We start from the raw sequence: 24925 nt of genomic DNA, 5'->3' as shown, positions 1-24925 counted from the left end.
TCTAGTTTTGGTAATAGTAAAAATTTAGTAAGCTCATTACTGGGCATGAATAATTCCTTTGTTACTAATTAGTTGTGGTAAACCAATTATAAACGATTGAATTTTCATGCCTGTTCTTAAGACTTGTGACGCAGAGAAAACACCATTAAGTGTGTTCATCCACTTTTTAAAGAGTAAAAAAGAATGACTAAGATATTTTTCCTTTTAAGTATTTCTGTCTCTTTGTTTCAGGAAACTTCTCAATAGCATAACGAAGCATTGTTCTTGGCATTTTTTTGTAATGCTTCTTCAAAAAAGCTTCTGATTTTGCGAGGTCCTTTTTCGCCGCTTCACGGAGCATCCAACCAACTGCTTTATGAATAAGGTCATGCTCGTCATTTAAAAGAATTTTAGATATTTTAAAAACATCTTTCAAATCTCCTTTCCTTACAAACCACCAATTGGTAATCATAGCAATTCTTCGTGTCCATAAATCATCAGACTTGGCCCATTTATAAAGAAGCTCTCTATCCTTATCCATAAGATGCTTGCCGACAATATGAGGGCAAGTAACATCAACTAAGTCCCAGTTATTTATATACTTAAAATGGGATATATATATCTGAAATATCTTCTGCTCAACTTCATTCGATTCAGCTTTTTGATATTTATTAACTAATATCAAAAGCCCTAACAATCTTTCTTCGTGAAATTTAGATTTAATTAGTCTTTTTACATTTGGAATAGAAAGTTGAATGTTTTTTTTTGCAAAGTCTCTTAATATTGGTGTACTAATCCCTAAGAATAAATCTCCATGACCATATTCCCCCTTTCCAGTTTTGAAAAATCTTTTACATTTCTCAGCCCTTTCTGGATTTCTCAGTGTCCTAACTTCTTCTTGTAGCTTTATATCTAATCCTTTATCTACATTCTTTTTTGAAAAAAACTTTCACCAACATTTAGTTTAAACCCGCCAACCCTAAAGGAAGATTTATATTGATTCCGACAACTTCTTCATGACTTCTTTTTTGACCTAAAAGAAGCCCTAACTTAATTTTATTAAAATTAAACAGCTCAGGATAAATATTTAATCGAATCCGATAATCTTCAGTCCCATTGATATACAAAGACGATGCTACAAAATCATTCTTATCATAGAATAGTGCCGTCACAAACTTTCCTTTCTGCTCTAGAGGATCAGTCAATGCCATTCCAAATGCTGTCGTAAGAGATTGTTTATTTCCAAACTCATAGCTCAACCCAATAAGGTTCTGCATGCCCATAAAAACGAATGGTCTTAACTTGCTATCAAATATATTAGGTCTGAATATATAGTTAAGGCCTGCATTGGTAATATCACTTTTTTCAAATAAGAACATCGGTTGCAAGTGCCACGCTTTCATTTGAAGATCATTTACTAAAAAGCTCATGGCCCTAGGACTAAAGGCAAGATAAAATGCTAAAACATCAAAGACGTATAGGTCAGCAATATTATCATGACTAGTAATATTTGGATTGGTCAGCTCTAGCGCCTCATTACCAAAATGTCCTAAATATGAGACTCCAATAGTAAATATCAAGGGACAAGGATATTTCCTAGCTTCAAAATATTGATACAAATAAAGCTTGTCGTAAGCTCCACCTATCATATGAAGTCCAATATTTGGAACCACTCTGGAAGTTAAAAATTCATCATTAAAAAATTTCTTATATCCTCCATCATTTTTGATAGACTCATGTGGAGAGCTTATTCGCTCGAATAAAATTTTATGTTTCTCAATGAAATCGCTTTGTGAAAAATAATATGGGTTCTGTATAACGTCGAAAGCTGAATTAAAGTAATAAGTAACAGGATACAAAGCATCATTTTTTTTATCATCAATCAAAATAGGCAGTTCTTTTGACCAACAAAACGTTCCTAAAAATGTCATTAGAACAAAAAATAAAAATCTCATCAATTTACCTTAAGAAATGAAAAATAACATATCCGAACAAAGTCAATTAAGACATAATAAAGTAATGAAAAACATTATTATTATACTTATTTTCACGTTTTGCCTGCCTTCATATGCTGAAATAACTGAAGCAAGTAAAACAGATATTATTTTATCAGATCTTGGATCCCCTTTTACAACTAACGCAAAGTATATTTTCATTGGAGGCTCACTTATTACAGCTTTTGTTGCTTTAAACAAGGAAGACTTTAGTGAAAAAGCTGCAAACAGAGTCACTCACGATCCTCCACTAGGAAATTACGGCTATATTGGCGAAGCTCTAGGATGGGGATACCTAAATGCGATATACTCACTAAGTTATTTAACCCATGGCTATCTCTATGGAAAAAATAGATCACTCGAAAGAGCAGAAATGATGATAGATGCTTCTTTCTATACACTTCTTACTACGGCCTCAATAAAAACAGCAGTTAAAGCGCAAAGACCTGAATACCCTGAGGAGAATGACTCCTTTCCATCTGGTCACGCTTCTATGTCTTTTGCTTTTGCCTCTATCGTTACGGCCGAGCACGGTCTTTACTGGGGACTTCCAGCATATGCAGTTGCAAGCTTTATATCCCTTTCAAGGATAAATGACGGAAGACATTGGACCCATGATGTTTTAGCAGGGGCAACAATAGGGGCCAGCTATGGTTGGGGGGTTTATCTAAATCACCGAAAAAAGAAATCTCCATTTTTCTTAACGATTATACCTAGCGTAGACCTAAAGTCCGCTACACTAATGACTTCATATCGATTTTAAATCAAATGAATAAGTATTAGCAAAATACCAAGGAGTACGCTAGTAACATTAAGAGCTAAGAAAATTTAATCTTCTCTCTATCCCAAAGAACTTTAAATTCATATTCTTTAGGACGATGGAATATTACACTTACTTCTTTAGGCTCACTACCTTCTCTATAGAGAAGCATGATCTTATTAATAAATTTTAAATCTAGAGGATTGGGAAGTCTTATATCGCTTAGGGTTGGTTTCTTATCTAATCTATTTTCCAACTCTCTTTTTACTTGTGAAATAAAAATAATTATACAGCCAGTGTCTTTAGCGTATTTCTTCAATTTTTCAACTTGTTCTTGTAGAGGCGGATTCGTTCTTTTTTCATCGAGCATTTGAAGATAGTCGATAACAATGATCGATTCTTTATCTATTGTTGCCTTCGTTCTCTCTATGACATAGTCTGCATTTATATCATTAGAATAATCAACTCCTATATAACCTAAATGCTCATTCAAGTTACCTATTGATTCATCATAGATTGCAATACGTCCGGCCACATCCCGTTGCACTTCAGAAAGGGTAAAATAATAATTTGGAGCTCGCTTTCTTTGGATAGCTTGAACAAAGAGCCCTATTGTAAAACTAGTTTTTCCCATATTTGGTCTTGCTCCAATTAGAACAAGATCACCTTCATTAAAGAAGTCTAAGATTTCACAATAAGAAGTAGGAAGCATTTGAGAGTTTTTTGATTGCAATAAAGACCAACTACTATGCCCCTCTCTCATGGCAATCTTATTAAGTGCTTCGGACATAGAAATAGACTGACTTTTCTTTAAGGCCTTGGCCTGACTTTTCAAAACATGAATTGGTGATGATAATTTCATCTGAAACCTCCGTATTAAGGCGTTTAAACATTCCCCTTTTCTGTCTAATCCCTAATTTAAGGTTAGATGAATTTGAACTTCTCTCTATTCAACACTTTGGTGCTTTCCCAACAAGGGGGGGAGGCATGAACACGATACCTATGTATCCAGTATGAATTAAAATGAGATAAGAATCAATGAATTTTCTAGCGACTAAGCTCAAGCTCCTAGAATTATGAAAGCTTATTCTTTCTCACTGCAGCACAATCTAAACAAACCATTAGATTAATATGAGTACAATTTACTTAAAGTTGTGTTTTTACTATAGCTAGCAATGGACTAACTTTCAGCTTACTGCTAAATTTATCTTCATGAATGATAACAAAAAAGACAAAAAAGACATGCGTCCTAAGCAGGACATTCCTTCAATCCTATCTCGTGTAAAGAGACCAAAGAAAGCTGTCATTACGGCCGGAATGCCTTATGCAAATGGACCAGTACATATTGGTCACCTTGCTGGTGCTCACGTTCCAGCAGATATTTTTGCACGATGGACTAAGCTTCTCATAGATAACGATAAGGTTCTCTTTGTATGCGGTACTGATGATCATGGATCGAATAGTGAAGTTGCCGCTAAGAAATTAGGTATGACGACTGAAAGTTTTATTGAAGATGTTCATGCAAAGCAGTTGAAAACTATGAACCGTTTTTCAATTGGATTAGATACTTATACTGGAACTTCTCGTAAAGAAAATTATGAAGCTCATAAAGACCTTTGTCAGGAATTCCTAAAAAAGATGCATTCAAATAATATGCTTGAAAAGAAAACAAGTAAGCAGTGGTATGACCCAAAAATGGACATGTTTCTCCCAGATCGATTTGTTCAAGGAAAATGCCCTAATGAAAACTGTGACAATACTAAGGCCTACAGTGATGACTGTGACGTGTGTGGAACACAGTATGATCCAAGCGAACTCATCGATCCTGTAAGTACGATTAGTAATTCTACTCCTGTTCTTAAAGATACTGATCACTGGTTTCTAGACATGTGGAAAGTTACTGATCAGTTAATTGAATGGCTAAATACAAAACAAAGAACGTGGAGAAAATCTATTCTCCAAGAAGTACTTGGAACAGTTTATCCTTGTGTGACATTCACAAACAAAATGGAAGATGCATACAAAGAAATAAAAGAGTCCCTACCTACTCATAAGAGCAGATATGCTCCAGGAAGAAAGGTTCTAGTTCAATTTGAAAATCTCGCTGACTTATCAACAGGAAAAAAGTTATTAGAGAAGCAAGGAATCACTTGTGAACTTAATGATGGATGGGCCCATAGATCAATAACTAGAGATGTATCATGGGGTATCCCAGTTCCTACCGATATTGAATCAGGCATGGAAAATAAGACACTTTATGTGTGGCCAGAATCATTGATAGCTCCAATTTCTTTTACAAAAGTTGCACTTAAAAATAAAGGACTCTCAGAGGACTTATACAAAGACTATTGGTGTGACCCAGAAGCAAAAGTCTATCAATTCCTTGGAACTGATAACGTTTTCTTTTACGTTCTCATGCAAGGTTCAATGTGGTTTGGAGTACAAGAAGATCCAATGAGACAAGCCGTTGCTGGCGAGCTTCAACAAACAGAGATCTTCAGCAATTTCCACTTACAAATTAATGGTGAAAAGATGAGTAAGTCAAAGGGCAACTTCTATTCAGGAGACCAGCTTATTGATGAAATGGGATACTCAGCAGATCAAATTAGATACTTTTTAGCTTCTCTAAGCTTATCTGAAAAAGCATCAAACTTTGACTTTGAAGTCTTTAATAATAAGAATCAATTTCTAGCAGGGCCACTGAATGCTTCATTTGAGAAACCTATCTCAGCTTGTAATGCTAAATTTGAAGGTGTTGTTCCAACAGGAAAACTTATTGGAAAAACTGAAAAAGAGACCCTAAAGATCATTCAACAATACACTAAGTTCATGGAAAAAGCCGAGTATCCTAAGGCCCTTGGAGCTCTAGAGAATTATGCAAGAATAATTAATGGTCTGTTTAATCAGTACAAGCCTCATGATGATAGATACCCACTTGAAGAAAGATCAGACGCACTTTATTCAAGCTTTTATATTTTGAGAAATATTCTAATTATGCTCTCTCCGTTTGCACCAGAAACAATGGAAAAACTAAGAAAGTCATTAAATTTACCTGAAAGTATTTATGCTTTAGATGAATTAAAAAATGATTTTCCACAAAACCATAAGATTGGTGAGCAAGTAGAATACTTTCCATCAGTATCGGAATCTTAAAGAGATTTGTTTTTTCTTTTTGGAAAAAACTGCTTAACCCCAGTTTTGAAGATCAGATCAAACATCCTCTTAGATTTCATTCCATAAAGAATTCTAAAGACTCTGACTGGGTTCAAATAGAAAATGAGTAGAGCATAGTACTTAACAAGAACTATTGAAAAGCTTCTATCCTCACCTTCAAAGTTTGCAAAATTTGAGTCTAAATTCATTTCATTAAACCTGTGAATAAAGTCCTTTTGAAAGTAGTTAGACCCCGCTCTAGGTGAGAAGAAATTTATTGAAAGAAAATTCGCCTTAGTCGTCGCTAAGAAGTGAACTGTTCTAATCATATCTATCAACTTATCCCCAGGAAACCCAAGAATCATATGAACAAGTACTTGAATATCTGATTTTGTAGAATGAGCAATTCGATCTGTTAGAATATCTCTTTTTTGAATTCTAGAAATCTTCTTCATTGTATCTGAACTTATCGAGTCAACTCCAATCATAACAAGATAACAGCCCGCCTCTGACATCTTTGATATCATTGAATTATCCAAAGTTTCAGCTCTACTTAGACAGAACCATGAAAAGCCGAGTTCTTTTAATTTGTCTAAAAACTCATTCGTTCTTGCTTTATTTAGTCCAAAAGTAAAATCACGGATCCAAATATTTTTAATTCCCACAGACTCAAGATAAGTTAATTCTTCAAATATTTGTTCAAGGCTTCTTTGTCTAAAATTAACTGAAGAAGCAGGACAATAATTACAAGTATATTTGCAACCAAAGTTAGTTAAAACAGATGTACAAATATCTTCCATCATAAACGGTACAGAGTACTTCTCTAGTGAGAATAGATCATGCCTTGGCGTTGAATAAACAATTTCATCATTAGAACGAAATGGTGCCTTAACGATCTTTCCATCCTTTTTATAAATCATATTACAAGAGACATCTTCTCCTGCAATATATTCACTCAGCTCCGGACAAGGATATTCGTAAATAATTGAGTCAACCTCATCAAATTTAATCATTTCATCTCTAGAGAAATAGAATACATCCCCTAGAAATGTTGTTTTAAGATCAGGCTTAAATTCTCTAAACTGACGAATAAGCTCCCTATCATAATCGTGAGTAAGTAAAGACGAGAGTATAACTACATGATCTGGATCATATTCCCTTACCTGTTTTATCGTTTCCTCTTTATCAATCTGCTGGGCAGTAGAATCAATAACCTTAAGATCAAATCTGTTCGATAGATCTCCACTTAAAACAAGTAGATCAATTGGAACCCAAAAGTAGTCGGCTTTAGAGGTAAACGAACAGTACTGATCTTTAATGACCATTTCATTTTTTTCATTGCTTGGATTTAAGAGTAAAACTTTTAACATAGTCAATTCTTTAAGGAAGTTATAGCCTATTTACTTTATTGGCCTGTCTTTTTAAAATAAGATTAATTAAAACGGAGAAGAAAATGGAAATATTTATTTTGATTGAAAATAATAAATATATTTTTCTAGCCGTTATCTCAATTATCTTGGCCACCTTAGAATACTTTAAGTCTATAAAAACAAATAGAACATTTAGCTTTCGATATTTTCAAGACTTATTCTTTTGGTTTCTTATTATAGATAATATCATACTACCTAGTTCTGAAGATAAAATTGAGCCAATTTTGACCACTTTTTTTGAACAGGCCAATATTTCTTATCTTAGAGAGCTTTTTAATATTCGAGATTTTAACCTCTACTTGCAGTTCTTTATCGTTTTTATAACTTTTGAACTTATTAACTACTTATTTCATCGTTTCATAAAGCATAACAGGTTTACTTGGCAACTTCACAAGGTACACCATAGCTCCAAACACTTAAACCAATTTAGCGATGCAAGAAATCATCCTCTTTTCATTTTTATCGAAGGTCTTCTTATAAACTTACCAATTATGAGTATTTTATCTCCAACGTGGGAACCTCTAGTTATTTACGGTGTCATTAGAACATTCTGGGGGCCATTAATTCACATGAATTGCGATATAAAATAGTTCTTTCCTCTATCTCATATCCTCTCTTCTCCTCATACTCATAGATGGCATCATTCAAAAGAACACGAAAGATGTAATTATGCAGGAGTATTCATTCTTCTCGATGTAATCTTTAAAACTTACTATGGCCCTAATAAAACTTGTCTTGAGACAGGATTTAAAGACGAAGACAAGTATCCTACTAACCCAATAAAATCTTTATTCTACCCCATAATAAAGAAGTAATTTAAAGGATTTAATATTGACTCCACCCATCTCAATTTTTGAATATATAATCTACTACTCTCTTTGGATAATAGAGCAACTTGTCTCATATATTTTCAACATTCCCAAAAGATATTCATTAAAAGTACGCTTCTCTCAATCACTATTGAAAAAACTTGAAAAAAATGATGATACTATTATTAAAAAAGTCGATACCTATAAGATGGGAGAACTGTCTGACGCAGATTTCATTAAAAACTATGTTTTACCAGGAAAACCTGTTGTTATAAAATCTGTGGCAAAGAACTGGCCATGTTGTAAAGAATGGTCTCTTGATTTTTTCAGACAAAACTATGGTGAAGAAAATCTCCCCTTTCTAGACTCTAACTCAGATGATTATATATACAAAGAAGCTCCTTTAAAGCAAATCTGTGAAGATATTGAAGCCGGGTCAACTAAGTATGCAAAATTTTCGGGACTAATACTAAAATACCCAAAGCTTCTTGATTACTTTGACAAAACCTTTATGAAATCTACACTTGCTGTGAGACATCTTGAAAGTTCTGTTCAACTATTTATTGGTGGAAAGAAAAGTTCTACAAATATTCATACCGCAATTTCAAATGTTTCCTTTATTCAAGTCCATGGCAACAAGAAATGGCTTACTTTACCAAAAGACTGGACCCCTATTCTTAATCCTATAATAGACACACAGCCTCAGTTTATGGCAGATCCAATATTTAATAATCTAGATGAAAACTCACGAAAAGGAATTATTGCAAAACTTCCATTTATAAAAGTCGAACTTGAAGCTGGAGACTTCTTTTTTAACCCTGCTTACACTTGACATAGTGTAGAAAATACTTCAACTTCAATAGGTGTAGCATTTAGGTGGGTTCCTTTTAGAGCGGCCCTACAGTCTCCAATTCTGACATCGTTAGTCCTTTTGAAGCAATTATCCTTTTTGTCTAAAATGACAAATCATACTAAGGGTCAATACTTCCCTACAAAATGGCCATAAGTTTACTGGAACACATCAAACTTATATTTATAATTGTGATCTTCTAGTGCCTTTTCAAACTCAGGCGTAATATGAGAGTAAGATCCTTTAACCTCTTTGAAGTAATTAAATCGCTTAGAAACAAGTCTTTCACTCATCTTTTTTGACTTAGAATTCAAAAGAAGAGATTCATAAGTATCCATTATATAGACAAACATATACCCTTTTGGGTCCTTAGCAATAACAGTATTATCTAGACGATCACTTTCTATCAAAAACTTCCTCCCATTACCTGATGAATTCTTATAGTCTATTGCAGATAGAAGAATTAAACTAATAGAGCAATAAATACAAAATCTCTCAAACAACTTTCTTGTAGTTCCACTAAGAGAAATAATAGTTGCGAATATTGCTATCGTGATAAATAGTAGAAAGTTTTCAAAGAATATATCAAAATTCTTAGCGAATCTGGCGGAAATAATATTTGAAAAACTATTAAGAGATACTAGCTTATCTAGGGCATACGCATAATGTCCCTCATTTTCTTTAATGACATATGTAAACGAAACATAGAATTGCCATCCAATAAGTAGAAACGAAAGAACAGCTTTAAAGTAGAGATTCTTAATTTTTTTGATACATAAAGAGTAACCTAGTAAAAGAAGAGGTAGGCAAGTCAGTGTCATTCTACCAACTAAATGATCTTCATAAATAGGTCCGGCCAAGAAAATTGTTTGAAAAAAACTCATCATTAACCAGGCAAGAAGGTAGAGAAACCTTAAGTCCCTTCTAATTTTCACTACTAGAAAGCTCAAGACCAAAGCAAAAATAGGAAGAAAGATAATATTTGTGTAGAACAATCCTCCTACCCCAAAGTATCCATACCTTAGAGTTTGCCAAATATTTAACAAGGTGTAATCGGAGACATGCTTTGAAAACTCAGAACCAAAATTAAATATTTGACCATAGTGAGAATATTGATAAATAACATACGAAACTAACACCGTAGACAATCCAACGGTAAATTTCAATATATTAGTACGTTTACTTAAGTCATTTGATCTAAATACATCATGAAAACATAATAAAAATAGTGGAAAATAAGTAAGCTTAGAAGTAACAAGAATTGTTGAACAAATTGAAATACTCAAATAGTTTCTCTCTCTCTTTTGTGTAAAAAACAACTCACTCAGCAGGTACGAACTTAGCATGAATGAAAAGATTTCAATTACATTCATCTTTATAAAAGAAAAGTAAAACAAAACTGTGCAAAAAAAGAAAACTAAGAACTCTCCATCGCTTAATTTCTCTCCCATAGAATTCAAAAATTTCTTTGAAAAGTTTAGCCCTGACCTTAAACAAATAAAACTCATTAAGACAGAAGATATATAGAATGATGTGATTCCATCAACAGAAAAAAGAATTAGTAATATCCTCTCTAAAGGATAGAGTAAAATAAGAGTAGGTGTTTGTATAATTGAATGATGAGTTGGATGAGAAAATTGTTCAGTAGCCATCCACTGGAAATCAGGTGTAACTTGATTTATTATATTGAGATCAAAATCTTCTATAAATGAAATTGCATAAAGAATGTAATTACCATCTTCATAAAAGTCTCCCTGAAGAGAAAATATAAATACAGCAAGAACAAGAAAGAATGTATAAAATATTTTTTTTAGATTTAAATACAATAATGTTCCTCTATAAGGGGCCTGTTAAGATCATTAACAGGCCAATTCAATTAGAAGCCGGTAACAGTAGTATCGCCTTTTGTTCCTTCTTCAATATTTAGTGTACCAGATTTTACATTTCTAAGTATTGTAGTATCTCCACTAGGCCATTTAATCTTAACTTCTTGAGCTAGTTTAACATCACCAAGACCAAAGTGAAGAATAGATTCAGACTGGGCGGTTCCATTATTAGCAATTAATTGTTGTGTCTGCATTGTATCTCTTGTTCTTACAACAACTTCTGCTCCAACAGCATCTCTATTAGATTTCTTTCCAGTTAACTTGATTCTAAGAGAGTTTCCACCGTTTTCATTCTTATAGACCTGAACAGGTTGAAAATAAATATCCTGAGTTCCAGGGTCTCCATTTCTAAGAACTAAATCGACATCACCATCGTTATCAATATCCGACTTAGCAATTACATATCCGTCTGCGATAGAGTCTACACCCTCAAGATATCCAACTTCAACAAATGTTCCATCCCCATTATTTCTGAATAAACGATTTCTTTGAAATCCTGCTAATGATAATCTTGATTTCTTATCCTTACCTACAATACTTCCATTAAATCCAGAAAGTACATCCATAACCTCAGACTGTGGCCTAGCACCTCTATGAGATCTGATAACTCTTTCTTCTGTTGCCATATGAGATCTTGTAAAAATATTTGTTAAGTCTTCATCTCTATCAGTACCACTCCAAAGACCATTGGCTACATATAAGTCTTGGTGACCATCATTATTATAGTCAATAAACTCAACTCCAGCGAGTCCCTCTCCAGCAAATGAAAGTCCCATTTGCCCTGTTGCTTCCGAAAAAACACCTTTTTGCAGACCAATATATAATTTTAAACCATGATCAAAAGATCCAAAGAATTCATCATCCCAATTTGTTCTACATGAATTATCGAATCTATACTTTGCATTAAAATTAACATTTGTTAACACCATATCAATTCTTCCATCATTATTGATATCTGTTGCAGCTAGGCCCATTCCAAAACCTTTATTCATGACACCAATATGTCTTGATGCTTGTATAAAGTTACCTTTCCCATCATTTTGATAAGCAGGAGAAATATTACCTCTATCATCAATAACAACAATATCAACATCACCGTCTTGGTCAAAGTCAAATGCAACAGACGAGTGTGGAAAGATCTGTTGATGTCTTGTGACTTTATCAAATTTACGATTATTATAATCAACCATCTTCTCTTTAGTTAAGAAGTTAAAGTCACCCTGGTTAATATATACACCTTGTTCCTTAATATTTTCTCTTCCAACAATCTTACCAACAACAGTAAAATCTTTATTTCCTGGATAACCAACATAAAAGTCAAGTAAACCATCATTATTAAAATCAGCGACAGAAGCTGGCATAGCAGTTTCATTTAAAACAGTATCACCTAAGATTTTTCCGACTCTTTTGAACTTAGCACCGTCTAAATTCTTATATAGAATAATATCACTTCTTAATTTCTCATCTTCTTCTCTAGTGTATCCAGAAAATCTAACAAGAAGTAAGTCTGTTTTCTTATCATTATCAAAGTCAGCAAAAATAGCTGTCTTAACTAAAGTATCATTCTGTAGACCACTATCTTTTACCTCAGAGTAAGATCCATCTTTTTTCCCAACAAGTAACTTCCCAGGACCATGGGCCCCTACAAACATGTCATTAATACCATCATTATTATAATCACCTACTGCAATTGCATAACCACCTCTTCTAATGGCCTCTAAACGCTGATACTGTGGGATCTTGTCGACTTTAGAAATTGAAGTAACATCACTAAAAGTTGACTTACTTGCTATTAACGACTCCACTCCCCAGTTTTGAATTTGAGAGATCTTCCATTGACCATCAAGGTTTTCAATATTTACAGCTATTGGGCCTCTATCGTGTCTTCTTTTACCATCTTTAGTTATTCCTCTTAAATCAAAGTGTACTTGCAATTGGGCCTTTACAATGTTTAGAGAATCATCTCTCATAGAACGAGGAGAACTTACTTTCATTGTTACTAATTCAAAATCTTCAATTTTTTCAAAATTAGAAAGATATTCTTTAAAAGATCCTGTTTCAGTTCCCTTCCACTCATATTGGGAAATCGTACTACTAATATTTCTAGAAGGACTTTTTAGTTTTTTTGGAAAATCAACTTTGATTGACGAGCTAGTTAATAATTTATTAAACTGAGTAAGGTCCTGAGCCTGCCAAGAGTTTCTCCACTTATTTAAAACTTTGACTTGCATTTCATCAAACTGAACTTCATCGGCCCAACATGGTCCATGAGGATTTGGATTTTCTTCTTTAGCCGTTCCACCATTAAAGTCGGCAATCGTACTTAGGTCTGGTCTTTTATGATCAGCTTGTTTGATAAGCTTATTTAGTAACTCACTTGCCTTAGATTCAGAAACAAAGTACTTATCCATCTCATGATTTAGAACCTCTTTATCATTTGATACATTAGACGGTGTGTTTCCTTCCTTATTTATACAAGACACTGAAACACATAAGATTAACAATAATTTGAATGGAATGTTACTTCTGTTCACAACGGACCTCTTTTCTATGTTAAAATTAAATACAATATTAAGGCTAACATAAATAAAGGATATTTCACTATGATTGTGCTCAGCAAGCATAAGTAACTAGAAATTTGGGCCTTAATTCTTCCTATTTATTTTTACTGTGTACCAAAAGTGTCAATTATTTTTTGCGCTTTTTAAAAGTACTTTTTTAAGGAAATATTATGCACGCTCTTTTCATCAATCCCCCCTCTATGAAAGGTCGTAAATTAATTCGTAATTTTGATTGCGCAACAGAATCTAAAGGAAATTACCTTTACCAACCCTATGATTTCCTACTTTTATCCTCACATTTCTCAAGAGAGAATTTCACACTTATAGATGCTATTGCTAAAAATATTTCACAAGAAAAAGTTTTAAAAAAAATTGAAAAAAAGGAAAAAAGTTTCTTCATTATTGCCCTTGCTGATACAAACTGGGCAGAAGATTTCAATTTTGTAAAAGTGATTAGATCAACTTATCCAGATATGCCCCTCTTTGTTTTTGGCGATGCTTTCATAGACCCTAAGGCCGTAGAGCAAATACGTCCCTATTCAAATGGTGTACTATCTAATCCACTCGAGATAAGTATCGAGCAGTTTCTAATCAGTGATATTAATCACTGGGAAGATGGAAAGGGCTTTGTAAGTGAGAATACCTATACAAGAACTGATCTAAAAAAACCTATTCCTGTAAAAATTAAGATGCCACACCATTCTAACTTTCTTCTCAAAGAATACAGATGGCCTTTTTCAACTAGGTTTAAATATACAACCGTTTTTACAGCATGGGGCTGTCCCTATTCTTGTAGCTATTGTGTTGTAGCAAAGTTTCCAAACATTTATCGACACTATACAGACGTAATAGAAGAACTAGAGCATATTAAGGCGTTAGGTTTAAAAGAAATTTATATGGGAGATAGGTCTTTCGGACTTCCAAGAGAAAATACCATTTCATTACTAAAAGAGATGATCAGCAGAAAAGTTAAGTTCACTTGGAGTACTTATTTTCATCCAAATCAATACGATCCTGAACTACTAGAGTTAATGAAACAATCAGGTTGCCATACATTAATAATTGGAATTGAGTCGCATAATTTTAAAAGTTTAAAAAAGTATGGCAGACATATGAAAGAAGATCGATTTTATGCACTTCTCTCCCATGCAAAAAAGCTTGGTATTGATATATGTGGAGACTTTATGATTGGCCTTCCTAACGAAACGAAAGAGGACATCTTAAAAACAATCTCAATGTCCAAAGGCCTTAATATCGACTACGCATCATTCAATATAGCTGCACCTTTGGCCGGTTCATCTTTAAGGTCTGAGGCCCAAAAAGATGGAAGAATTAAAGAGGGACAAGAAAAGCACTTCGACTCTTTCGGATATAACAAGGTTCTTAGTAATGGTGTCTTAACTGGAGATGAAATATATCAACTTAGAAATCTAGCCGTAAGGTCTTTTTACTTTAATCCAAAGTATTTATTTAAAAGTTTTTTTAGAATAAAGTCATTTGAACATCTTTTAATTCAAATACAAGAAATGCTACAGATCTTATTTAAAACAAAATAATTCAAGAATGCTTACCGGCACAGCACCCCTGACAGGACTTATGAGACTTACTCATGAGAGACTTAAATTTTAAAAACCTTGGGCCCTTATATACTTCAGGGAAGCGATAATTTAATTCGCGAATATTGCCAATATTAAGTCCAATATCACACGGAGAGATTTCACCATTATAATATAAAGTTAGATTATTCTTATATTGAGGACAGGACTTAACATCCATCGACGAGGGATCATTAATATATTTATACACACTTTTTATACTCATACGAGGTTTAATAACTACAGGAAAAGGAAGACTAGACCTTCTTTTAATTATTTGCTCTAGAGACTTAATAACTTTTTCTCTCTCTTTAAATACTGCAGTATTTCCTGAAGAAAATTCACTTGCACCAAACTCATCAACTAATTCCATTCCACCTCTGGCCCTATTCTGGAAAAGTAGAGTTAATCCAAACACATCTAGCTCAAAGTTCTCATTGCAGAAGTCAACAAGATCATTAAGTTCACTATAGTTCTCATCTAGAACCGTGGCCTTAATACTTATTACGGGATATTTAGAATTAAATTTCTTCTTTGCAGCCTCAATCCTACGAATAAATTCAATAGTTCTATCAAATGCCTTATCACTACCTCTTAATCTATTGTGTGTGTCCTTCATTCCATCGAGGGAAACCATTAGTACCGACAAATTATTTTTAACCAGGGAGTCGGCCGTTGCATCATTATAAAGAGTTCCATTGGTTGTTATGGAGTATTTAAACTTCAATCGGTTTAGTAATTCAATAAACGGTATTAAATTGTGATAAGCAACAGGTTCAGCTCCTGTGATATCTACAACGGTTCTTTTAGGAAGATTTGTTAAGATTTTTTCCCACTCTTCAAGAGTCAAGTGCCCATCTTCTTTTTGATTCAAACCGATCTTTAAGTAACAAAATGGACAACTTAAATTACACTTACTAGTAATTCGGACTTTTAGAACTAATGGCGTTTGAGGAATGATGAAACTAAATAGTTCAGATAGAGAGCTATAAGTTTCATTTAAAAAGAAAAATAATGGATTCATTATTTTATTTTTTAACTTTTTAAACATTTTCTACTTCCTCAGAAAAAAGTCTATTGAGTCGCTCAGCGATAATTAGCATACTCTTTTTACTATAGCTTTCATGTAAAGGAAGAAAAACAGAGTGTTTTTTTACATGAGTCGCCCCTTTAAGTTTCTTGCAGTATTCATCAAAGGCTTTCTCTTCACTACAAAAATTTAACCCATACCCCTCAGAGTCAACACCTATATTAAATAACTCTATTAACTCACTACTCTTATCGCCCTTTAAGGAGAAAGGTATATGATAAAAATTAAATCCCTCTTTTAAAGCAAGTCTAGGAATACGACTCTTAACTTCTTCAGCTAGTGAAGAGTAAAAAATACTTCCTAATTCTTGTCTTCTTTTGTTTCTTTTCGATATTTCCGATAAATACCTCATCCCTACCCTAGCTTGCCATGAGCACATAAAGGTTTTCCACCCCATCGGAATCTCTTTTCTACGAATCGGAAAATCGTCAAAGAATACATCATATTTCTCCGACCTTGTATGAAACTTGGTATTCGTAAGTTTCTTCATTGAGTTAGGACTAAACTTCCATAGGAAAGAAAATAATAAATATACAAAGGGAAATATGGTTTTTGATGTTGCGATATTAATTTTAATATTTGTAAGGACTTCACTTAAGAATCTAATTTTTGGGGGAGATATTTCTTCTTTTATTTCATTATTTATTAGATCAAGCACCAACTTGTCGTTAGTTAATGCAAAACCTCCCGTGTAGGTTGAAATTAGTTTTCCAGAGCTAAGCGAGCCGATCTGAATATCTCCATCATAAGGATCTTTATCTTCGCAAAGTCTTGAACCATATGCCTGTGAGATATCTTCAATAACTTTAATCTCATTCTCTTTGCATAACTTAAGAACCTCACTCGTCTCACCAACCATGCCAGATAAATAGGTCATAATTAACACTTTAGACTTTTTAGATTTAGAGCTCTTCAACGAATCTAAGCAAATATTATGAGTTTGTGGATCAATATCTACAAAAACTGGCTTAAGATCCAAGATCAGGATAACGTTGATCAGATCAGCAATTGTAATAGGACCAAGAAGAACTTCATCCCCTGGTCTTAGTTTTAAACTTTTAAGATAGTAATAAACACACATTCGATAACTTGAAGCTGTCATACAGTGACTTCTATTGAAATATGAGCACAGCTCAGCTTCAAACTTCTTAACTTCAGCTCTATCATTCATATTAGCTATAGATAGACTCATTAAATCTCTAATTAGGGAGCGTAATGATACAAAATATTTAAAGCGTGGCAGTACAGTCATCATTTACCTAATCTGGGCCTATTGAAATAGATTTATTAACAAGTTACCATTATGCAATGATACTTAGAAAATTCAAAGCAAAGATGATTAACAAAATCTTCTACTGCTTGAATCACCTTTATAGCTTAATAGTTCCGTCGCTCTCAAGGCTCCTAGCTCAATCTCCTTTCGTATTACATATACGAATTACAAGTAAGTGTAATCTGAGCTGTCCTTTCTGTTACCTCAAAGAGGGTTTGAATCAAGAAGAACCAGATCTTCTTTCAATTGATGAGTGGAAAAAGATACTCATATCAATACCAAGAACAACAATTATAGATATAACTGGTGCAGAACCATTTATGGCCAAAAATTTCAAAGAGTTCTTAATCCTACTTAAGCAGATGGGATTTAAGTGCTCTGTTACTACAAATGGAACTGTATATAATGACTCAATGATAGATACTATTATTAATAGTAGTATCGAATATATACTAATCTCACTTGATGGTATGAATAAGAAGCATAATGAATTGAGAGGTAGCTCTAATGCCTTTGAAAGAACCGAAGAATTTATCACCTTACTAAAAAGTGAATCTAAAAGAGCGAAGAAGAAATTAATTATCAATGTAAAGACAATGTTACTTGATGAGAATATTGAAGAGATCATTCCCTTAATTCGACACTGCGACTCCAAGGTAAGACCAGATATAATAACTGTAAATCTTCCGTTTCAAAATAATGCACGAGGTGGCAGGCTTTTTGAAAACGACTTCCTAAGCAGTAAGTATCAAACAGGAAACACCTTTAAGTTTACTAATCCAAGTAAAGTCATAGAAGTGATAAAAGATATTTTTAATATTGAGAAATCAATAAAAACACCTATTATTTTTAAACCATCTATTAGTAAATCGTCTTTAATTGAATATATTAAGGATCCTTCTAAAATGAGTGCTAAGAATTGTAAACTATACAAGAACAATGTAACTCTTTACTATGATGGAACTCTCACTCCTTGTGACATTAGCTTCAAAGTCTCAAATATAAGAGAACTGGGATATGACCTCAAAAAGCTTTACATTCATGAAGACTATAAAAAATTCTCAAATCTAATGAAATCTAATAATAAGGCTTGTGAAGGTTGCGTTTTTTCAAAACAGGTTAAAACCTCATAATTTATAACATACTGCTTTTAAACGAATATTCATTTACTATTTTATAATTTTTGAAGTTACCGTATAATAACTAAATATTTAGGACGTTTGTCTTTTGAAAACCTTAGGAGTTCTCTAGTGAGTAAAAAATATTACATTTATTCTACCGCGGCCGGATGCACTAGTAATCTTTGGGAAAGTGCTGTTTATGATGATTACTTCAAATCAGAAGATATGACGAGAGTTTTCAAAGCTGACGATGCTGATGTAATTGTTGTAAACACATGCTCAGTAACACCTGGCTTTGAAGACCAAAGTGAAAGATATATTGAAAAGATGATGAAGACGCAAATGAATGGAGCTGCTGATGATAAGAAGCTTATCATCGCAGGTTGCTACTCAGCAATTAGAGCTGAAAAAATTGATGACTCATATGCTAATCAAAATAAAAATATCACTCACATGAAACCTGTAGAGATGGAGAAGTTATCTACTTCACTTGGTCTTGATCATGAGAAGACTTATAAACCTATTACTACTAATCGTTTCGACGATATCACAAATTGTCACTCTAGTATTGCCCATAAAATCGTTTGGGGCATTAGAAAAGCTGTTCGATTTATATACGGACTACTAGGTATTACAGATAGCTATCTATTAAACTTCTTGGATACGATGATCTTTAGTGATGGGTTCTATGTTATTGAAGTAGGTCATGGCTGTGCAGGAGGGTGTACTTTTTGCTCGATAAAGCAATCTAGAGGTTTCGTACATAGTCAGGAAGAGCTAACTGTTCTTGACACTTTAAATAAAGGTCTAGAACAAGGTTACAAAAATTTCTGGTTACTTGCTACAGACATTGGAGCCTGGGGTCTCGATAGAAATAAAAATCCAGCCGATTTAATGGCACCTCTTTATGAAAGAAAAGAAGACTTTAGAGTAGTCTTAAACTACCTTGAACCTAGATGGCTTCTCTATCATGAGAATATTCACAAATACTTAAAGGATCATAAGACAATTGGTGTTACTGTTCCGATTCAAAGTGGAAGTACTCGCCTTGTATATCATAGTGGACGTAGATATGACCCTGTTGCAGTTGCTGACTGCGTAAGCTCTATTAAAGAAAAGAATCCAAACCTAATCGTTAAGACGGATATAATGGTTGGTCTCCCTAGTGAGACATGGACTGATTTCTATCAATCTCTAAAGGCCGTATTTAGATTTGATGTAATAGTTCCAATTGTATTTGGCGTTCGTCCAGGAACTAAAGCAGAAAGAGACCCTGAAATGATTAGTACACCAATTAAGTTTTTCAGAATGGGTGTTATAACCATTGTTGCACTATCTTGGCAGATCTTTTTGTGTGTTCGTGGTTTTGTGAAAGATATATTTGGAATTTTTAAATTTAAAAAAGAAACGAAAGTTGCGCAATCTTAATACTACTCCTTCAAAATAGGATAAAGTAATTTCTTATAGAACTCTTTTGGAATATCAGACTCATCGTCAACACCAAGTTCGGTGTTGATGTGATCTGGAAAATAATAAGTTCCAAAGACCTTATCCCATATGCAGAGCAAGAAGCCAAAGTTCTGACCTCCCTTAAAATATGTCTCTTTTGAATGATGCCAAAAGTGATTTCTTGGAGTGATAAATACTTCTCTAAACCATCGTGGAAAGACTATTGAGATATTTCCATGCTGAAATAGGCATAATAAAGAGAAGAAGATTCCCACTGCTCCTCTCACTGAATCTGACACTATAATGAGACCACTAAGTGAACCTACAATCGTAACATTCACAATGTTTTCAAAGATCGAGTGTCTGAAAGAAGAAAGAACATTAAGCTCAGTCGTAGTATGATGAACTTTATGAATCCCCCATAAAGAGTCTACTCTATGCATAAAGCGATGAGACCAATAGGAGACAAAATCTTGGAAAATAACAAGAGATAAGACTGAAATAGTGATTCCATAACTAATCAAATCTAACCCTACTCCATGTAGAGAAAGCCCAAACGAGATATACTTACCAATTAGAAAAACTAAACTGCTATTTATAAAGGGTGAGACAATCGTATGAATAAGATACCAAGATATATCTTCTTTCTTACCTTTAGAAAACTTCTCTTGCTTTGATCTATAGAAATATAACTCTAATATTGAAAGCATTAGTACAGATATTAGAATAAGATAATTTTCAACGCCCATGTACTAAATCATAGCATGATTTAAGAAAGTCGATACAACTGGCTTAATTTATTGGCTAAATATGATACCCGACACTTTTACTCTGCCTCTCAAAAAAGTGCGCTAAATGACTGATTCTTATCAGCATCACTAGGGTATTTTATTGCTTCAAATTGTATATTTTTTAACACTGAGTTAAACTCTAAATAATAACAATAGTGAAATTAATCTCAGGAAGTACGTATGTCAAAAACGAAAGTTAGCTTATTACTATCATCTATGTGTCTGCTCTCAAATGCAGGTATGGCCAATCCAAATAATCAAAAGTCTGCCGACACTTTGATGAATGCTCTTAATACAAAGATAGATAAGTCACTTGAGGATGCTAGAGGGAAGGCCATTCTTCCATTCAATGAAAAAAGAATGACAATGCAATGCTTGAGCGATGAGATGCAGTTTCTTAGTATTCAAAATGACATCATAATTCCACTTAAAAATGGATTACAATCAAAGAATATTGATCTTATAGAAAAACTGACTCTCAATGTTTTTGGCGGTCATGATCTTTCAAGACTTAAAACTAGTAGTACAAAAGATCTCGAAGGAATTTCTCTAAAAGAGCTAAAATCAAATAATAAAATTACAGACAAGAAACAAACTTTAAAAGGTATGGAAAAATATCTTTCTAGTTTCGAGAATATTGAATTTGCTGAACTAGTAGGACATAAGTACATAAGTCTTCCGGACACTCGTGGCAAAGATTTAAAAATGAACAAGGCAACTATTCTTGTTAGATTTGATCTAAGAGGACACACAGCAGACAAAGCAAGACTTCAAAAAAGAGGTATTGCTCAAGTAGATGTTCAACTACAAGAAGGCAAATGGAAGCTTACACAATTTAAGCTTGTAAAAGGTGAACAACTACAAACAAATAAGACCTACTTTACAAACTTGACAGCTTCTTCAAATATTTCCAAAAGTGTTCCTACTCATCTTCGTAGAGAGGCGATTAGAAGAGGTGGTTATGCCATGGCCATTGGAGATTACAATGGTGACAAAGTTCAAGATCTCTATGTAGCAACTGTTGCTGACTCTGTTTTACTTAAAGGTAATAAGAATCACACTTTTGACAAGACAAAGCAAAGTGGACTCGAAAAAGAGAATTTTGTAAAAGCGGCTTCTTTTGCAGACTTTAACAATGATGGAAAAGAAGAGTTACTACTTGTAAGATTTGCTCCAAATGAATCTCAAAAACCAAATGATCGATCAGATATTCTCATTTATAAAAATGAAAAGAATCACTTTAATAAAATGAAGGATGTTGTAAAGTTTCCTAAGAAAACCGCTTATGCTATGCCACTTGCCCTTGCCGACTTTAACGGAAATGGTCTTCTAGATTTCTACGTTGGATTCCCTGGAGCAAAAGACTTTACAGCTCTTGAAGAAGCGGTTCAAAAAGAAGGTCTTGAAACACAAGGAGTCTTCCTTAATCAAGGTAATGCAAAATTTAGCTATGATTCAAATGAATACCTAAGAAAGGCACACCCTACAGTTTCTAGAGAAGATGACCTTTCTAGAATTTTCCCACACTCAGCTATGGCTGCAGACTTAGATGAAGATAGAAATATGGATCTAATTGTTATCGACGATAGAGGTAACTTGAGTCCTATTTATATGAATAAGGGTGGTGGAAAGTTTGAATACTCATCACTTAAAATTGGTGTAGGGCTTAAAGATTACGGGATGGGCGCTGACATTGGCGACTTAAATGGTGATGGAAAACTAGATATGATCATGTCATCTGTAAACTTTCACTCTGCAAAGAGATTAAAAGAATCTTGTGAAATGAACTGGTCTCTACCAAATGTTGTGACAGCAGGGACCGCAGCAGTTAGATCATTTCAAGCTACTCCAAATGGAAAGTATCTTGAGACTACTGAAGCGACAGGTCTAGACTTTGCTGGAGAAGGTGCTGGTGGTGTAAAATTCATTGATTACAATAATGATGGTCATGAAGATATCTATCTTGTTACAGGTCTCTGGTCAGGTTCCGAAAATGATCAATCACAAGATTTATCTACACATTTTGTAGTTGCAAATAAGCTTGGTATTCTTGAGGACGGTTTACGCTCAGAGCTTAGAAGTGAAAAAATTGTTTATGGTAACCCTATTGAAAATTCTGAATTCCAAAGTCTTCTGTTTAGATCAGACTCACAGTCCGCAATAATGGATCTACTTTCTTTCTATAGAGGAGATATTCACTCTAATGGTAAGTCTATTAGCTCACCATCTCTTGCTGGGGCACAAAGAAACAGACTTTTTAGAAATAATGGTGACAATACATTCACAGAAGTTGGATTTATGACTGGCCTAGATACAATTGCCGATGGTTATATGGCCGCAACGGCTGACTTAGACCAAGATGGTAAAATGGATTTAGTCCTTAGAAATGCAGACCCAGGTTATAAAGTTGATCAATTTGAGCCTGTTCAAATTTTTAAGAATGAAATGAAAGATATGAACCAAGCAGTAACGATTAAGTTAGTTGGTACTAAATCAAATATTGCTGGTATCGGAGCGACAATTATTGCAAATATTGGAAGCAAAGAGATTAAGAGACAACAGCTTGGTTCTTCGGGAACGGTACAATCGGAGAGATTAATCCACCTAGGGCTAGGTAAAGCAAATAAAATTGATACTCTAACAATCAAATGGCCAAGTGGTTTAAACCAAAAGCTTAGAAATATTAAGCCAGGTCACCACGTATTTAAAGAACCTAAATCACTTAATATTTCATCATACTAAATTAAATTAAGACTAGCTTTTCGAAGCTAGTCTTTTTCAACTTCATCAGAAAAAACGTAGAAATACTTTTTAGGAACTTTCTCATTAATGGAGTTGAACCATTCTCCAAACTCTTGTGGAAAAGTATCTAAAATACTTTTATTTCTTCTCTTATCATATTGTAGAAAAAAGTTTTTAAAATCTATTTCCAGTATCCTTCTATCTGTAGATTTACTATGGGCCTTTTCGGCCTTTACTAAGTAGCTGGCCAAGCGTTCAACAGACTCTACTTCATGTTTTATCGTCAGAGGATCATCTTTATACTCATCTACCCATCTATAGAGCTTTTTTGAGTATTTAATTCTCAAGTCTTCTGGAAGCGTTAGAACCGACATAAAGGCCGGAAAACGTAAGATATTTAAGGTGAAGGTCACTGTAATCTTACTCTTTCGCTTCCATTCATAAATCTGATCAAACAAAGAAGTCATTTCAAAAAGACAAAGAGCATTTATAGTCATCATTATATTTATAGATCTGAAACCACTTTTACTAATGAGTTTTTCAATATTTGATACGAATCTATCATATTCAAGACCATCTCTAATATACTCAGCATGTTCTTTTGTCGTCTCACAACTTGTGTACAAATCAAAGTTTTCAATTTGATTACTGGCCTTAATAAGCTTATCTATTAAAGCATTAGGTACACCTAAATTGGAATTAGTAGCAAATGAGAATGATGGTTTTTCCTTTTCAATTTTTTCTAATAGTTTCCAAAACTGCTGGCTCAAAAGAGGCTCTCCACCTGTAACCCTTAACTCTTGTAAAGAATTGGACAGTTCAGGCCACCATTGCCAAAAGGCCCTTAAAAAAGGGTTCTTCTCTTCATCTTCCCATTTGAAGTCATTATCAGCATTATGATTAAATGCCTTGGTATCGCCATGAATTAAGTTTGTAAAAGGACCAAGCTGGCGCATCTCCTTGGCCCACCTTGAGCTGAAACTAGAGTTACAGTATGCACAAGCAAAGTTGCAGTTTCTATCAAAGGATATTTCCAACGTCTTAAGGTCTACATCTGTATCATGCCCAACTTCTGGCAGAGACTTAACTTCCTGATCATCATAAATAATACTCTTATACACCCTATCGCTGATGACCTCGTCCCCCAGGTCTTCAAGAGTCCAACAATATTCACAACCAGATGGCCTTTGCCCCTCTAACATCTGCTTACGTTGCAGCTTTTTTTCTTTAGTATTATGAATTGCTTTGGGATTATTCTTAATTTCTTCTGTGTCTATTTGGTGGAAAGGAGGATGGTGGCAACTAGTCGTACCACCCATACCAAGCCAAATTGTAGCATTATACCATTTTGCAGCACACACGGATCCAGAGATTGGTTCCAAGATATTTTTCTTGTATGCTAGATGCCTTTTTTTGGAGTCAGACACTATATTCTTCCTAAG

General features: G+C 33.9%; 18 protein-coding genes. 8 read left to right on the top strand and 10 right to left on the bottom strand.

Going from position 1 to position 24925, the window contains the following annotated elements; translation table 11 throughout:
- Positions 1–187 precede the first annotated feature (187 nt).
- Together DPQ89_RS18390 and DPQ89_RS18385 are read right to left on the bottom strand one after the other, a co-directional pair.
- On the bottom strand, positions 188–889 hold the full coding sequence (locus tag DPQ89_RS18390) for a DNA alkylation repair protein (RefSeq protein WP_127718514.1): 702 nt from the start codon (positions 887–889) through the stop codon (positions 188–190).
- A 49-nt stretch (positions 890–938) separates the two neighbouring features.
- Positions 939–1934: a hypothetical protein gene (locus DPQ89_RS18385; protein WP_127718513.1), complete on the bottom strand. Its 996-nt coding sequence runs from the start codon at positions 1932–1934 to the stop codon at positions 939–941.
- A 64-nt stretch (positions 1935–1998) separates the two neighbouring features.
- On the opposite strand from DPQ89_RS18385, the gene DPQ89_RS18380 reads away from it, so the two are divergent.
- On the top strand, positions 1999–2736 hold the full coding sequence (locus DPQ89_RS18380) for a phosphatase PAP2 family protein (protein ID WP_164848546.1): 738 nt from the start codon (positions 1999–2001) through the stop codon (positions 2734–2736).
- 55 nt (positions 2737–2791) lie between these two features.
- Here the strand turns inward: DPQ89_RS18380 and DPQ89_RS18375 are convergent, their stop codons facing one another.
- Positions 2792–3595 carry a DNA helicase gene (locus DPQ89_RS18375; protein ID WP_127718511.1) on the bottom strand — a complete coding sequence of 268 codons (804 nt, stop codon included), beginning with the start codon at positions 3593–3595 and terminating at the stop codon, positions 2792–2794.
- Positions 3596–3945: 350 nt separating this feature from the next.
- On the opposite strand from DPQ89_RS18375, the gene DPQ89_RS18370 reads away from it, so the two are divergent.
- Positions 3946–5886 (top strand): methionine--tRNA ligase, encoded by a 1941-nt coding sequence (locus DPQ89_RS18370; protein WP_127718510.1) that lies wholly within the window; start codon positions 3946–3948, stop codon positions 5884–5886.
- Here DPQ89_RS18370 and DPQ89_RS18365 read toward each other — a convergent pair.
- The gene (locus tag DPQ89_RS18365) at positions 5883–7256 is read right to left on the bottom strand and encodes a radical SAM protein (RefSeq protein WP_127718509.1); all 1374 of its coding nucleotides are present in this window, start codon (positions 7254–7256) and stop codon (positions 5883–5885) included. The two genes, DPQ89_RS18370 and DPQ89_RS18365, sit on opposite strands and share 4 nt — an antisense overlap.
- An 83-nt stretch (positions 7257–7339) precedes the next feature.
- On the opposite strand from DPQ89_RS18365, the gene DPQ89_RS18360 reads away from it, so the two are divergent.
- Positions 7340–7906, top strand: coding sequence for a sterol desaturase family protein (locus DPQ89_RS18360; RefSeq protein WP_127718508.1), 567 nt, complete (start codon positions 7340–7342; stop codon positions 7904–7906).
- Between the two features lie 241 nt (positions 7907–8147).
- Positions 8148–8957 (top strand): cupin-like domain-containing protein, encoded by an 810-nt coding sequence (locus DPQ89_RS18355; protein ID WP_127718507.1) that lies wholly within the window; start codon positions 8148–8150, stop codon positions 8955–8957.
- A gap of 176 nt (positions 8958–9133) precedes the next feature.
- Here DPQ89_RS18355 and DPQ89_RS18350 read toward each other — a convergent pair whose 3' ends face one another.
- Positions 9134–10801 carry a hypothetical protein gene (locus tag DPQ89_RS18350; protein WP_127718506.1) on the bottom strand — a complete coding sequence of 556 codons (1668 nt, stop codon included), beginning with the start codon at positions 10799–10801 and terminating at the stop codon, positions 9134–9136.
- A 50-nt stretch (positions 10802–10851) separates the two neighbouring features.
- Entirely contained in the window at positions 10852–13395 is a 2544-nt protein-coding gene (locus tag DPQ89_RS18345) for a CRTAC1 family protein (RefSeq protein WP_164848544.1), read from the bottom strand.
- Between the two features lie 197 nt (positions 13396–13592).
- Here DPQ89_RS18345 and DPQ89_RS18340 point away from each other — a divergent pair, with 197 nt between their 5' ends.
- Positions 13593–14978: a radical SAM protein gene (locus tag DPQ89_RS18340; protein ID WP_127718504.1), complete on the top strand. Its 1386-nt coding sequence runs from the start codon at positions 13593–13595 to the stop codon at positions 14976–14978.
- 1 nt (position 14979) lies between these two features.
- Here DPQ89_RS18340 and DPQ89_RS18335 read toward each other — a convergent pair whose 3' ends face one another.
- Together DPQ89_RS18335 and DPQ89_RS18330 are read right to left on the bottom strand one after the other, a co-directional pair.
- The gene (locus DPQ89_RS18335; protein WP_127718503.1) at positions 14980–16068 is read right to left on the bottom strand and encodes a radical SAM protein; all 1089 of its coding nucleotides are present in this window, start codon (positions 16066–16068) and stop codon (positions 14980–14982) included.
- Positions 16061–17362, bottom strand: coding sequence for a DegT/DnrJ/EryC1/StrS family aminotransferase (locus DPQ89_RS18330; protein WP_127718502.1), 1302 nt, complete (start codon positions 17360–17362; stop codon positions 16061–16063). Before DPQ89_RS18330 ends, DPQ89_RS18335 begins: the two co-directional genes overlap by 8 nt.
- 53 nt (positions 17363–17415) lie before the next feature.
- Between DPQ89_RS18330 and DPQ89_RS18325 the strand changes: the two genes are divergently transcribed.
- A complete protein-coding gene (locus DPQ89_RS18325; RefSeq protein ID WP_127718501.1) occupies positions 17416–18513 on the top strand; it encodes a radical SAM protein in 1098 nt (365 codons plus the stop codon).
- A 117-nt stretch (positions 18514–18630) separates the two neighbouring features.
- Positions 18631–19929 carry a radical SAM protein gene (locus tag DPQ89_RS18320; RefSeq protein WP_127718500.1) on the top strand — a complete coding sequence of 433 codons (1299 nt, stop codon included), beginning with the start codon at positions 18631–18633 and terminating at the stop codon, positions 19927–19929.
- A 2-nt stretch (positions 19930–19931) separates the two neighbouring features.
- Here DPQ89_RS18320 and DPQ89_RS18315 read toward each other — a convergent pair whose 3' ends face one another.
- Positions 19932–20660, bottom strand: coding sequence for a sterol desaturase family protein (locus tag DPQ89_RS18315; protein ID WP_164848543.1), 729 nt, complete (start codon positions 20658–20660; stop codon positions 19932–19934).
- A gap of 261 nt (positions 20661–20921) precedes the next feature.
- Here DPQ89_RS18315 and DPQ89_RS18310 point away from each other — a divergent pair, with 261 nt between their 5' ends.
- Positions 20922–23483: a CRTAC1 family protein gene (locus tag DPQ89_RS18310; protein WP_127718498.1), complete on the top strand. Its 2562-nt coding sequence runs from the start codon at positions 20922–20924 to the stop codon at positions 23481–23483.
- A 26-nt stretch (positions 23484–23509) separates the two neighbouring features.
- Here the strand turns inward: DPQ89_RS18310 and DPQ89_RS18305 are convergent, their stop codons facing one another.
- Complete coding sequence (locus DPQ89_RS18305; RefSeq protein WP_127718497.1) at positions 23510–24910, bottom strand: twitch domain-containing radical SAM protein; 1401 nt, start codon at positions 24908–24910, stop codon at positions 23510–23512.
- Positions 24911–24925: the final 15 nt, after the last annotated feature.

This window comes from Halobacteriovorax sp. HLS (genome assembly GCF_004006665.1).
Classification (GTDB): domain Bacteria; phylum Bdellovibrionota; class Bacteriovoracia; order Bacteriovoracales; family Bacteriovoracaceae; genus Halobacteriovorax.
This window is presented reverse-complemented; position numbering and strand designations above follow the sequence as displayed.